At 30.9% G+C, this 12721-nt stretch carries 15 protein-coding genes; 12 read left to right on the forward strand and 3 right to left on the reverse strand.

The features are described 5' to 3' along the window. Nucleotides 1-332: 332 nt before the first annotated feature. Complete coding sequence (locus tag ACN5J5_RS08520; RefSeq protein ID WP_418644499.1) at nucleotides 333-1217, reverse strand: LysR family transcriptional regulator; 885 nt, start codon at nucleotides 1215-1217, stop codon at nucleotides 333-335. Nucleotides 1218-1294: 77 nt separating this feature from the next. Between ACN5J5_RS08520 and hutH the strand changes: the two genes are divergently transcribed. The 6 genes from hutH (at nucleotide 1295) to ACN5J5_RS08550 (ending at nucleotide 6884) form a co-directional block, all read left to right on the forward strand. Further along, a complete protein-coding gene (gene hutH / locus ACN5J5_RS08525) occupies nucleotides 1295-2785 on the forward strand; it encodes a histidine ammonia-lyase (protein WP_418644500.1) in 1491 nt (496 codons plus the stop codon). Nucleotides 2786-2959: 174 nt separating this feature from the next. After that, nucleotides 2960-4984 (forward strand): urocanate hydratase, encoded by a 2025-nt coding sequence (locus ACN5J5_RS08530; RefSeq protein ID WP_418646541.1) that lies wholly within the window; start codon nucleotides 2960-2962, stop codon nucleotides 4982-4984. Between the two features lie 12 nt (nucleotides 4985-4996). Next, nucleotides 4997-5524, forward strand: coding sequence for a DUF4136 domain-containing protein (locus ACN5J5_RS08535; RefSeq protein ID WP_418644501.1), 528 nt, complete (start codon nucleotides 4997-4999; stop codon nucleotides 5522-5524). Nucleotides 5525-5611: 87 nt separating this feature from the next. After that, complete coding sequence (locus ACN5J5_RS08540) at nucleotides 5612-5776, forward strand: DUF5522 domain-containing protein (RefSeq protein ID WP_418644502.1); 165 nt, start codon at nucleotides 5612-5614, stop codon at nucleotides 5774-5776. A 51-nt stretch (nucleotides 5777-5827) separates the two neighbouring features. Beyond that, on the forward strand, nucleotides 5828-6535 hold the full coding sequence (locus ACN5J5_RS08545) for a DUF4197 domain-containing protein (RefSeq protein WP_418644503.1): 708 nt from the start codon (nucleotides 5828-5830) through the stop codon (nucleotides 6533-6535). A gap of 151 nt (nucleotides 6536-6686) precedes the next feature. After that, the gene (locus ACN5J5_RS08550; RefSeq protein ID WP_418644504.1) at nucleotides 6687-6884 is read left to right on the forward strand and encodes a hypothetical protein; all 198 of its coding nucleotides are present in this window, start codon (nucleotides 6687-6689) and stop codon (nucleotides 6882-6884) included. Here the strand turns inward: ACN5J5_RS08550 and ACN5J5_RS08555 are convergent. Both ACN5J5_RS08555 and pyrF read right to left on the reverse strand, forming a co-directional pair. After that, entirely contained in the window at nucleotides 6867-7652 is a 786-nt protein-coding gene (locus ACN5J5_RS08555) for an ABC transporter substrate-binding protein (protein ID WP_418644505.1), read from the reverse strand. The genes ACN5J5_RS08550 and ACN5J5_RS08555 overlap by 18 nt on opposite strands. A 3-nt stretch (nucleotides 7653-7655) precedes the next feature. Further along, a complete protein-coding gene (gene pyrF / locus ACN5J5_RS08560; protein WP_418644506.1) occupies nucleotides 7656-8468 on the reverse strand; it encodes an orotidine-5'-phosphate decarboxylase in 813 nt (270 codons plus the stop codon). Nucleotides 8469-8531: 63 nt separating this feature from the next. Between pyrF and ACN5J5_RS08565 the strand changes: the two genes are divergently transcribed. From ACN5J5_RS08565 to prmA, 6 genes are read left to right on the forward strand one after another with little or no spacing between them, the layout of a single operon-like run. Next, nucleotides 8532-9608, forward strand: coding sequence for an ABC transporter permease (locus tag ACN5J5_RS08565; RefSeq protein WP_418644507.1), 1077 nt, complete (start codon nucleotides 8532-8534; stop codon nucleotides 9606-9608). A gap of 1 nt (nucleotide 9609) precedes the next feature. After that, nucleotides 9610-10092 (forward strand): TlpA family protein disulfide reductase, encoded by a 483-nt coding sequence (locus tag ACN5J5_RS08570; RefSeq protein WP_418644508.1) that lies wholly within the window; start codon nucleotides 9610-9612, stop codon nucleotides 10090-10092. 1 nt (nucleotide 10093) lies between these two features. Then, nucleotides 10094-10573, forward strand: coding sequence for a TlpA family protein disulfide reductase (locus ACN5J5_RS08575; protein WP_418644509.1), 480 nt, complete (start codon nucleotides 10094-10096; stop codon nucleotides 10571-10573). A 38-nt stretch (nucleotides 10574-10611) separates the two neighbouring features. Next, nucleotides 10612-11100: a TlpA family protein disulfide reductase gene (locus tag ACN5J5_RS08580; RefSeq protein WP_418644510.1), complete on the forward strand. Its 489-nt coding sequence runs from the start codon at nucleotides 10612-10614 to the stop codon at nucleotides 11098-11100. 27 nt (nucleotides 11101-11127) lie between these two features. After that, nucleotides 11128-11886, forward strand: a complete 759-nt coding sequence (gene tpiA, locus ACN5J5_RS08585; RefSeq protein ID WP_418644511.1) for a triose-phosphate isomerase — start codon at nucleotides 11128-11130, stop codon at nucleotides 11884-11886. Continuing rightward, nucleotides 11886-12719, forward strand: a complete 834-nt coding sequence (prmA, locus tag ACN5J5_RS08590; protein ID WP_418644512.1) for a 50S ribosomal protein L11 methyltransferase — start codon at nucleotides 11886-11888, stop codon at nucleotides 12717-12719. The genes tpiA and prmA overlap by 1 nt, the downstream gene beginning before the upstream one ends. Nucleotides 12720-12721 lie beyond the last annotated feature (2 nt).

Consider the following 12721-nt stretch of genomic DNA (forward strand, 5'->3'; position numbering starts at 1 on the left):
AAATAAGCTTCGCGTTCAAAGCTTAAATTTTTGTAGGCTTTTAATTTGTCTTTATATTTTAAAAATTTAATAAACCATTCTATAAAATAGAATAGAAAAAAGAAAATAACAAGAAGCTCTTGCTGTTGTTTTAAGTGGATTTTTTCATGGTTTACAAGCTCGTAATTGTTCTTTAAATCCTTTCTTTTTAAAAAGATAAAAGGATATAAAGTAATGCCTACAAAACCTTTAGGAATAATATGTTTAGAAACAAAAATCACAAATAATCATAGCTTTATTAATATAAAAGTAATGTTTTTTAGATTGATGTAGGCTTTAAAGTAAATTTACTTTTATTCTGAAAGCTTTTCAATTAGCGATTTTAAAATCGGATTTCTATTGTTTTTATTCCAAATTACTGATAAAGTAGTGCGTTGCGGAATTTGATGAAGTTCGATAAATTTTACATCCATATTATACCCTTGTTGAAGTGATTTTGGCACAATAGATAAACCAAAGTTGTTTTCTACTAATTTATAAATAGAAGCGGCATGAATCGTATTATGAGATACGATTGGAGTAAAATTACTGTCGTCAAAAATTTGCATTACTTTTTCGTAGTAAGACGGACTATAAGATGGGTCAAACAAAATAAAAGACTCGTTTTTTAATTGATATAAATCTTTAAAATTAGAGCTGTTTATCGGATGATTTTTAGGTAAAACCAAGCAAAAAGGTTCTTTTAAAATAGGCTTGATAATTAAGTTTCTGGGCGCTCTATTTAATCGAACAAAACCAATATCAATTTTTTGAGATAATAAATGAGCTATCTGTTTTTCATTATCCATTTCTTTCAATCCAAATTGTACATTTGGATGCTTCTTTTTAAATTCAAGCAATAAATTAGGGATAATTTCTAACATTGCCGAACCAACATACCCGAAATTTAGCTGCCCTTGTTTGCCCTCTTGCAATAATTTAGCATCGTTTAAAACTGTATCAATATCTTTTAAAACCCTTGTTAATTCAGTTTTTAAATGCAATCCAGCTGGTGTTAAAGCGACCTTTCTATTATGCCTGATAAAAAGTTGAATACCTAAATCTTCTTCCATCTGTTTTATTTGCCTACTTAAACCAGGTTGTGAAATAAACAAACGCTCAGCTGCTTTTCTAAAATGCAATTCATCGGCAACTGCTAAAAAATATTTAAAATGACGAAACTCTATTTGATAACTCATGGTTATTAAATATTGATTTTATTGATATTAATAAGTATCAAAAATAAAAATAACTTTGTAAAAACGAAACGAAAGACATGTTTAAATACGGAATAGATAAATTAACGGTTGCTAAAGTAATGGCAATTGCCGAAGGAACTTTAAAAGCTGAGATAACTGATGTTGCTGAAAGAAAAATAAATGAGTGCAGAGCTAAGGTAGAAGTAATGGCAAATTCAAACGTTGCTACTTACGGTATTAATACTGGTTTTGGTCCTTTGTGCGACGTGCAAATTACACCTGAAGAAACGAGTAAATTACAAGAAAACTTGTTGATTACCCATGCGGTTGGTGTTGGAAATCCGATTGATAAAAAATTATCAAAAATTATGATGATTTGTAAAGTACATGCGCTTTGTCAAGGTTTTTCGGGAGTTCGTTTAGAGTTAATAACACGCATTATTTATTTTATTGAAAACGATTTGTTACCAATTGTTCCTGAGCAAGGTTCTGTTGGTGCTTCCGGAGATTTGGCTCCATTATCGCACTTGTTTTTGCCATTGTTAGGGGAAGGAGAATTTTGGATTGATGATGAAATAATTTCATCAAAAGAAGTCTTAAAAAAACACAACTTACAGCCGTTAACTTTAATGGCAAAAGAAGGTTTAGGATTAATAAACGGAACTCAATTTATTTTAGCACATGCTATTTTAGGACTCAAAAAAATGGAATACCTATTAGATGTTGCTGATGTTGCAGGCGCAATGACTTTAGAAGGTTTTCAAGGAAGCGCTTCGCCATTTAGAGAAGAATTACATGCTATTCGTCCGTTTAAAGGCAATATAAAAGTAGCAGAACGCATGCGAATGTTGTTAAAAGGATCTCAAAACGTAGAAAATCATTTAGAGTGCGATCGAGTGCAAGATCCGTATTCTGTTCGTTGTATGCCACAGGTTCACGGAGCATCAAGAAATGCTTTTGAACACTTAAATGAATTGGCAACAATAGAAATGAATTCGGTAACAGACAACCCAATTGTGTTAAGTGAAACCGAAGCAATTTCGGGTGGTAATTTTCATGGACAACCTTTAGCAATGGCTTTAGATTATGCATCTATAGCAGCATCAGAATTAGGGAATATAGCAGACAGACGTTGTTATTTATTGTTAGAAGGTAAATACGGCTTACCAAGATTATTAACGGAAGCGGGAGGTTTAAATTCTGGTTTTATGATTCCGCAATATACTACCGCAGCTTTGGTAACTGAAAATAAATCGTTGTGTTTTCCGCCTTCGGCTGATAGCGTTCCAACTTCATTAGGACAAGAAGATCATGTTTCTATGGGAAGTATTTCTGGGCGAAAATTCAATCAAATTTTAGGGAATATTGATAAAATTTTAGGGATAGAATTTATGTACGCAGCACAAGCGATGGAATTTAGAAGACCCAACACTTTTTCTGATATTATTGAAGCGAACTTTAAAATTATTAGAAATAAAGTTGCTAAATTAGAAGAAGATCGTGTATTAAAAGACGATATTAAAACATTGGTAAATATGGTTAAAAATCAAGAGTTTATAGTTCATTAAAAAGGAATGAATACTCGTTTTTATTCCTACAATAAATAATAAAACGTCATTCTGAATTTATTTCAGAATCGCATTGTATGGTAAGTTATAAGTATAATGAGAACCTGAAATAAGTTCAGGTTGACGCAAAAAGAGTTGTTATCAAATACGGCTTATCAAAAAAAAGAAATTATGTTGTCATTTAAAAAACAAATAAAACAAGGAATTCCAAGTGAGTTACCAGAAATGCCAGTTTATGATTCGTCAATAAACAGAGCACCAAAACGTAAAGACATTTTAACTTCCGAAGAAAAAAAGTTAGCGTTAAAAAATGCTTTACGTTATTTTGATAAAAAACATCACGAAGTTTTATTACCAGAATTTGCGAAAGAATTAGAAGATTATGGTAGAATTTACATGTACCGTTTTCGTCCAACTTATAAGATGAAAGCTAGAGATATTAAAGAATATCCTGGTAAATGCGAGCAGGCAAAATCAATCATGTTAATGATTCAGAATAATTTAGATTATGCTGTAGCACAACATCCGCATGAATTGATAACTTATGGAGGTAACGGAGCTGTTTTTCAAAACTGGGCACAGTATTTATTAACCATGCAATATTTGTCTAAAATGACAGATAAGCAAACTTTAACCATGTATTCTGGTCATCCGATGGGCTTATTTCCATCACATAAAGATGCGCCAAGAGTTGTGGTAACTAACGGTATGGTAATTCCAAATTATTCACAACCTGATGATTGGGAAAAAATGAATGCGTTGGGAGTTTCACAATACGGACAAATGACTGCGGGAAGTTATATGTATATCGGTCCCCAGGGAATTGTACATGGAACCACAATTACGGTTTTAAACGGATTTAGAAAAATAAAAAAAGAACCTAAAGGAAATTTATTTGTTACCGCTGGTTTAGGTGGAATGAGTGGAGCGCAACCAAAAGCAGGTAATATTGCAGGTTGTATTACGGTGTGTGCAGAGGTAAATCCGAAAATTACACAAGTACGTTTAGATCAGGGTTGGATTGATGAAAAAATTACCGATTTAGATGAATTAGTAACCCGTGTAAAAGAAGCTAAAGCAAATAAAGAAACTGTTTCAATCGCTTATCTCGGAAATATTGTAAATGTTTGGGAAAAATTTGACGAAGCAAATATTCATATCGATTTAGGAAGCGATCAAACATCGTTACATAATCCTTGGGCTGGAGGTTATTATCCGGTTGATATTTCTTTTGAAGAGGCAAATAAGATGATGGCTGAAAATCCGAAGAAATTTAAAGAAGCAGTTCAAAAAACATTAAGAAGACACGCAAAAGCTATAAATAAGCATACCGAAAAAGGAACGTATTTTTTTGATTATGGAAATGCTTTTTTATTAGAAGCTAGTAGAGCAGGAGCAACAGTGCATAAAGATAATAAAGGTAATTTTTGTTCCGCTAGTGATTCAAAACTGGGTGGCGAAGCTTTCGCCTATCCATCTTACGTGCAAGATATTATGGGGCCAATGTGTTTTGATTATGGTTTTGGGCCATTTCGTTGGGTGTGTACCTCTGGTAATCCTGAAGATTTAGCAAAAACAGATGCAATAGCTTGTAAGGTTTTAGAGAAAATTAAAAGAGATTCTCCAGCGGAAATTCAGCAACAAATGGCTGATAATATTCAGTGGATTAAAGGGGCGCAAGAAAACAAATTGGTGGTAGGATCTCAAGCACGTATTTTATATGCAGATGCTGAAGGACGAATGAAAATAGCCAAAGCGTTTAATAAAGCGATTAAAAAAGGAGAAATTGGTGCAGTTGTTTTAGGTAGAGATCATCATGATGTTTCTGGTACGGATTCTCCATACCGTGAAACTTCAAATATTTACGATGGTTCTCGTTATACGGCAGATATGGCCATACAAAACGTAATTGGCGATAGCTTTAGAGGTGCTACTTGGGTGTCTATCCACAATGGTGGTGGTGTTGGCTGGGGTGAAGTTATTAACGGAGGATTTGGCATGCTTCTTGATGGTTCTAAAGAAGCATCAAGACGCTTAAAATCAATGCTTTTTTGGGATGTAAATAACGGAATAGCAAGAAGAAGTTGGGCTAGAAATGAGGAAGCTGTATTTGCAATAAAACGCGCAATGAAGTCAGAAAAAAATTTACATGTTACGGTTCCTAACATAGTAGATGATGCCTTGTTAAAAACTTTGTAAAATCCTAAGAAAATGAAAATATCTAAATTACTTTTTTTTCCAATTATCATTTTAATTATCGCATCGTGCAGCTCGGTAAGAGTTACTACAGATTATGATACAACTATTGATTTTAATCAATATAAAACCTTTGCATTTTATAAAAAAGGAGTTGATAAAGCATCTATTTCTGATTTAGATAAAAAACGTATTATGCGTGCAATTGAAACAGAATTAATTGCTAAGGGAATGACAAAATCATCATCGCCAGATGTTTTGGTAAGTTTGTTTACTAAATCGCGTGAGAAAATTAATATAAATGATAATTTTTATGGCGGATACTATTATCCTTGGTATTATGGGAGAAGTCAAGTAACCGTTTCTCAACATACTGAAGGTACTTTGTTTATTGATTTATTAGATGCTAAAAAGAAAGAATTGGTTTGGCAAGGAGTTGGTACAGGAGCTTTAAGTAAAAGTAGTGTGGAGCGAAAAGAAGCAAGGATAAAAGAATTTGTAGGAGAAATAATGGCAAAATATCCTCCGGAAAAGAAAAAATAAAAGAAGTAATTTTTTAATAAGTAAGATGTATTAAATCAAAAAGTAATAATTTCTGATTTAATGCATCTTTTTTTTGATATTTGTAACATGATAAATAAAATTTTAAAACCAACGGCTGACGAATATTATGTAAATGAAGATGGATACAGGGTTTTTAAAGAAAATTACCATTTAAGACGTGGTTATTGCTGTAAAAGTGGTTGTAAACACTGTCCGTATGGATATGATAAAAAAACAGATAGTTTTAAATAATTGTGACAATTACGAATTAATTGTTTCTAAGAATATATAAATCAAATAAAAATGAAAAAAATTATAGCACTAGCATTTGTAGTTTTATTAACAGGATGTGCAGAGTTACAAAAAATAGCAAGTCAACTACCACAAAGTGGCGCTTTATCGCAAGAGCAAATAGGTAACGGATTAAAACAAGCTTTAGACAACGGAATAAAAAACCAAGTAGCTAAATTAACCGCTAAAGATGGTTTTTATAAAAACCAATTAGTTAAAATTGCTTTGCCAAAAGAGTTGCAAGCGGTAGATAAAGGTTTGCGTAAAATAGGTTTGAGTAATTTAGCAGATGAAGGGTTAAAAGCGATTAATAGAACTGCTGAAGATGCTGTTAAAACAGCGACACCAATTTTTGTAAACGCCGTTAAAGAGATTAGTTTTAAGGATGCTAAAAATATTTTACTAGGCGAACAAAATGCTGCAACTTCTTATTTGCAAGGAAAAACAAATACGAAATTGTATAGCCAATTTAATCCCGTAATTAAAAAATCGTTTGGTAAGGTTGGAGCAGATAAAATTTGGTCTAACTTAATAACAAAATACAATAGCATTCCTTTTGTTAAAAAGGTAAATCCAGATTTAACAGATTATGTAACCAATCAAGCTTTAGAAGGAGTTTTTACAATGATTGCTGTTGAAGAAAAAGGAATTAGAGAAAAAGTAGGTTTACGTAATACTGCTTTATTACAAAAAGTATTTGCTTTACAGGATAAAAAGTAAGCTGTTAAAATAAAAAAACCTTCCAGTTCTTGGAAGGTTTTTTTTATGACATTAAATAGTGAAAATCCTATTTTTTTAAGATATTTTATTTTAGTTGTTTGTATTTCAGATATTTGTGTATATTTATAATTCAGATTAATTAACTATAAATATGACAAGAATTTATCAATTACATAGGTATAAAAAATATTTAGAAGAGCGGTATCGTAAGTTGGTAGAAAGAGCTAATGATTATAAGTACGAAGACGAATGTAAAAGTGATCGTTCTGCATTTAAAGCTATGCGAGTACTAGAAAAATTAAACAGAGTAAAGTATCTAGATAAAGATACATCAAATGCTATTATGTAATTTTTTAAAGTAATTAAATGCTTTTAATAACCTGCTGCCATACCAAGAAAACATTTCGCCATCAACCAAAATAACTTTGGCATTTGGGTAATGCTCAGAAACTTCATTAATATGTTCCTTTTTAAACGGATAAGGTTCAGAAGATAGTAAAATTAAATCAACATTTTTATCGTTGCTTTTTAAGTTAATTTCAGGATAACGCTCTTTGTTAGCATAAATATTTTCGAAATTATTTAATTCTAAAAGATGATTGATAAAAGTAGTACTTCCGGCAACCATCCACGGATTTCTCCAAATAAAATAAGCAACTTTCTTTTTTTGTGAGTTTTTGATAAATTGCTGAAAACTGGTAAATTCATCATCTAATTTTCTGATGATTTTTAAAGCTTCATTTTCGCAAGAAAGAAATTGTCCGTATTGATTTATAAGTTCCTTAGCATCCTCAAGATTAAAAATATCAGAAACATGTGTGGGCGCAATTTGTTCGCAAGCTTCCACAATTTCTTTAGTATTTTCTTCTTTATTACAAAGAATAATATCGGGATTTAAGGCTTTTATTTTATCAATATTAATGTTTTTTGTACCACCAACAATCGTTTTGTTTTTTCTTAAATGATTTGGGTGAATACAAAATTTGGTAACTCCAACAATAAACTCTTCTAAACCTAAATCAACCAATAATTCAGTTTGACTCGGAACTAAAGAAATGATTTTTGTTGGAGTTTTATTTAATTCAAAAACTCGTTGTATTTGGTCTTTAAATTGCATTATTTAGTTTAAAATAATTGCCATTTCTTGTTGTAATTCTGTTGCTTTTTTTGCAGCAGCTTCAGCAAAATTTTCAGTGTTTGCAGCATAAATAATTCCGCGAGAAGAGTTAATTAACAATCCAACGTTTTCATTCATTCCGTATTTACAAACATCTTGTAAGTTACCACCTTGAGCTCCAACACCCGGAACTAATAAAAAGCTATCGGGAACAATTTTTCGTATTTCTGTAAAATACTCCGCTTTAGTTGCTCCGACAACATACATTAGGTTTTTGGAATTTTTCCAGCTTTTAGAAACCTTTAAAACCTCTTTATATAATTCGTTATTATTAACACTTAATGTCTGAAAATCAAAAGCACCTTGATTAGATGTTAATGCTAACATAATAGTATGTTTGTCATCAAAAGCTAAAAAAGGTTCAACAGAATCTTTTCCCATATATGGTGCAACAGTAACCGAATCGAAAGCTAAATCTTCAAAAAAAGCTTTGGCGTACATGGTTGAGGTGTTGCCAATATCGCCACGTTTGGCATCGGCAATTGTGAAAATTTCTGGATGATTTTCGTTGATGTAATTAATGGTTTTTTCTAAAGATTTCCAACCTTTAATTCCGTAGGCTTCATAAAAAGCTGTGTTAGGTTTATAGGCGACACATAAATGATGAGTAGCATCAATAATGGCTTTGTTAAAAGCAAAAATAGGATCTTCTTCTTTTAGTAAATGTGGCGGAATTTTAGTTAAATCGACATCTAAACCGATGCATAAAAACGATTTCTTTTTGTTAATTTGGTTAACTAATTGTTGTGTAGTCATGTGTTGTTGTAAAAGTTAAGCAAAAGTACACTTTTTTAACACTTTCTTTTATCTTTGTTGTAGATGTTTCAATATATAATTAATAAATTTTTCTACGGATTTTTAACCTTATTTGGTGTAGTTACTGTAATTTTCTTTTTGTTTAATGTGCTTCCAGGAGATCCTGCAAGAATGATGTTAGATCAAAGAGAAGATACGGAGCAGCTTGATAATATCAGAAAAAAATATGGTTTTGATAAGCCAATATTTACGCAATATTTATATTATTTAAATGATGTTTCACCTTTGTCGCTACACAGTAAAAATGCAGCAGATTATACCTTTTTATCAAAAGATAAATATAGTGCGCAAAAATTATTTTCGATAGGAGCAACAATATTGGTTGTAAAATATCCGTATTTACGTCAATCGTTTCAAAAAAACGGAAAAAATGTATCCGAAGTAATTTCAGAAACATTACCAAACACAGCAGTTTTAGCAAGTTTTGCAATTGTTATAGCCTTGTTTTTAGGGATTTTACTGGGGATTTTATCAGCCTTGTATAAAGATACTTTTTTTGACAGAATTATTGCAGTAATTAGCACACTAGGGATGAGCGTTCCGTCATTTTTTTCGGCAATTTTATTTGCCTGGTTTTTCGGATTTGTACTACATAAATATACAGGTTTAGAAATGACAGGGAGTTTGTATGTTGTTGACAATTTTGGAGAAGGAAAATACCTGCAGTGGAAAAATTTATTGTTACCAGCAATTGTTTTAGGTATTCGTCCGTTAGCTGTAGTTATACAATTAATGCGAAATTCGTTGTTAGAAACCATGAATCAAGATTATATAAGAACCGCCAAAGCTAAAGGTTTAACAATGTTTCAGGTAATTTGTAAACACGCTTTAAAAAACTCTTTAAATCCGGTAGTTACTGCAATTTCAGGTTGGTTTGCATCAATGTTGGCAGGTGCTGTTTTTGTTGAATATATTTTTAATTGGAACGGATTAGGAAAAGAAATTGTAAACTCTTTAAATACCCTCGATTTACCTGTGATAATGGGAAGTGTATTAGTAGTAGCAACATTGTTTATATTGATAAATATATTGGTTGATGTTGTTTATAGCTGGTTAGATCCGCGAATTAAATTAAACTAAAATGAGACTATTTTTATTTTTTACAATATTATTAACATTAAATGGTTGTGCCGTTTTTCAGCCAAAAAACTTTAGTAAAGAAGCGCTAAGTGAAAAATTAGTAACTACAAAAAGAGATTCAATTACTTTAAAAGAAATTTTGCAAAAAAATAAAGGGCAAAAACAATTTGTACAAATTTTTGCGACCTATTGTCCGGTAAGTCAAGATAGCTTTGAAGATGTTGTTGCTTTTCAAAAAGAAAATCCAGAAATAAAATATGTTTTTTTATCCGTAGACCATTCTTACTTTGATTGGAAAAGAGGACTTGAAAAGATAGCTGTAAAAGGGCAACACTATTATATTCCGAAAAAAGGAAAAGGTAAATTAGGAGCGTTTTTAAACTTAAAAACAATTCCGAGGTTTATGATTTTAAATGCAAATGGAGAAATTGAACTCTTTAAATCTTCAAGTGTATCTAAAAAAGTAGAAAACAAAGTGAAGTAAAATGAAAAAATATAGTTTACTTTTTTTTGTTTTAATCGTATTTTCTTGTTCTAAAAATGATCCAACAGCATTTTCATCCGAAGCATTGAATGATATTTTCATATCGATGGATGCTAAAGAATTTCAATTTAAAGAGATTTTAGCAAAAAATAGAGGAAAAAAAATAGTGATTGATGTTTGGGCTTCTTGGTGTAAAGATTGTTTAGAAAGTTTACCTGAAATAAAGAAATTACAAAGTAATAATTCAGATTTCGTGTTTTTATTTTTATCGTTAGATAAGGATTTAGAATCTTGGAAAAACGGAGTAGAAAGGTTACAAATAAAAGGACAACATTATTTTATAAAATCGGGATGGGAAGGGGATTTCGGTAATTTTTTAAACCTTAATTGGATTCCTCGTTATTTAGTAATTAATGAAGAGGGTAAAATATTGATTTTTAACGAAACACGTGTTTCGAAGAGCTTGGTGTTAAAAAAATAATGTATTTTTAGCTCTTAAATTATTTCAACGTAAAAACTATGAAAAAAATTATTTACTTATTTGTTTTTGTTTTGATTGCTGCTTGCAATACAGAAAGACCTTTGGCTTTTCCACAAGAAGTTTTAGATGAAAAACTATTAACTTTAGATGGAGAATCAACAACTTTTAAAGAGGTTGTAGCAAAACATAAAGGAAAAAAAATAATGTTTGAGCTTTGTGCTTCTTGGTGTGCTGAATGTATTTCTGGAATACCAAAAATTAAAAGGTTAAAGGCAGATTATCCGGATGTGGTTTTTGTTTTTTTATCAATAGATAAAACAGTTCCGCAGTGGAAAAAAGGAATAGAGCGTTTTTTTAATATAGAAGGAGGTCATTATTTTTTACCTGCATCTCTTAAAGGAGGATACGCAAAAGGATTAGGAATTAAAGATGTGCCAAGTTATATGGTGGTAAATGAAAGAGGAATTATTTCTTTAGGAAATGTTGCCGAATCGTTAGATCCAAGAATAGCAGCGGCTTTAAAATAGAATATAAACATAAATTAGAATACAGTTTTGAGAAAAAAGGTAGTTGCAGGTAACTGGAAAATGAACAAGAATCTTGATGAAACTAAAAAGTTAATCAAGCAAATTAAAAAAGGGACAAAGAAAAAAATTGGTAAAGACACAAGGGTAATTGTGGCTCCTAATTTTGTAAACTTAAACACAGCAATTAAAAGAACTAAAAAATCTAAAATTGAAGTAGCGGCACAAAACATGCACCAATCTAAAAGTGGTGCTTTTACAGGAGAAACTTCTGCAGAAATGTTAACTTCTTTAGGTTTAGAATTAGTGATTTTAGGACATTCTGAACGTAGAGAGTATTTTGGAGAAACAAATGAAGTTCTTGCCGAAAAAGTAACTGCGGCTTTAAACAATAAATTAGAAGTAATTTTTTGTTTTGGAGAAGTATTAGAAGATAGAAAATCTGAAAATCACTTTAAAGTTGTTGAAAACCAATTAAAAGAAGGATTGTTTCATTTAAAAGAAGGCGATTTTTCAAATATAATTTTAGCATACGAACCTGTTTGGGCAATTGGTACTGGTGAAACGGCATCGCCAGAACAGGCGCAAGAAATGCACGCTTTTATTAGAGAAGTTATGGCTAAAGAATATAGTAATGAGATTGCCGAGAATATTTCAATATTATACGGTGGTAGTGTAAAACCAGCAAATGCAAAAGAAATTTTTTCTAAACAAGACGTAGATGGTGGTTTAATTGGTGGCGCAGCTTTAAATGCGGATGATTTTACAGCTATTATTAAATCAATTTAATGGATAATATTTATATAGAATATAATTTTACAATAACACCTAAAGAGCCAGCTACCGAGATTTTAATAGCTGAATTAGGTGTTGTTGGTTTTGAAAGTTTTGTTGAAAATGAAAACGGTGTAACTGCTTACATTCAAAAAAATGAATGGAATGAATCGGTTTTAGAGGATGTTTTTATTTTAAAAAATGAAGATTTTTCAATAAATTTTAATCATAAAGAAATAGCGCAAACAAATTGGAACGCAGAATGGGAAAAGAATTTTAATCCAATTCAGGTTGATGATTTAGTTAGTATTAGAGCGCCTTTTCATGAAAACCCTAATTTAAAATACGATATTGTTATTGAGCCAAAAATGAGTTTTGGTACAGGGCATCATGAAACAACACACATGATGGTTCAGCATTTAATTAATTTAAATGTTACTGATAAAAAAGTATTAGATATGGGCTGTGGAACAGGGATTTTGGCAATTTTTGCTGAAATGAAAGGAGCAAATCCTATTGATGCAATTGATATTGATGCTTGGTGTTACGAAAATTCAATAGAAAACGTACAAAGAAACGGTTGTAAAAATATAGCTGTTTTTGAGGGAGATTCTACTCTTTTGGTTGATAAAAAATATGATGTTATCATTGCTAACATTAACCGAAATATTTTATTATGCGACATGGAAATTTATACTAGTTGTTTAAATGAAACTGGGGTTTTATTGTTAAGTGGTTTTTATAGTGAGGATATTCCGATTATAGATGCAGAAGTTTCGAAACATGGTTTAACATTAAATGAAACAATAAAAAGAAATAATTGGGTAGCTTTGCAGTATCAAAAATAAAG

It is taken from the genome of Tenacibaculum insulae (assembly GCF_964512435.1).
In the GTDB taxonomy this organism is placed as follows: Bacteria; Bacteroidota; Bacteroidia; order Flavobacteriales; family Flavobacteriaceae; genus Polaribacter; species Polaribacter insulae_A.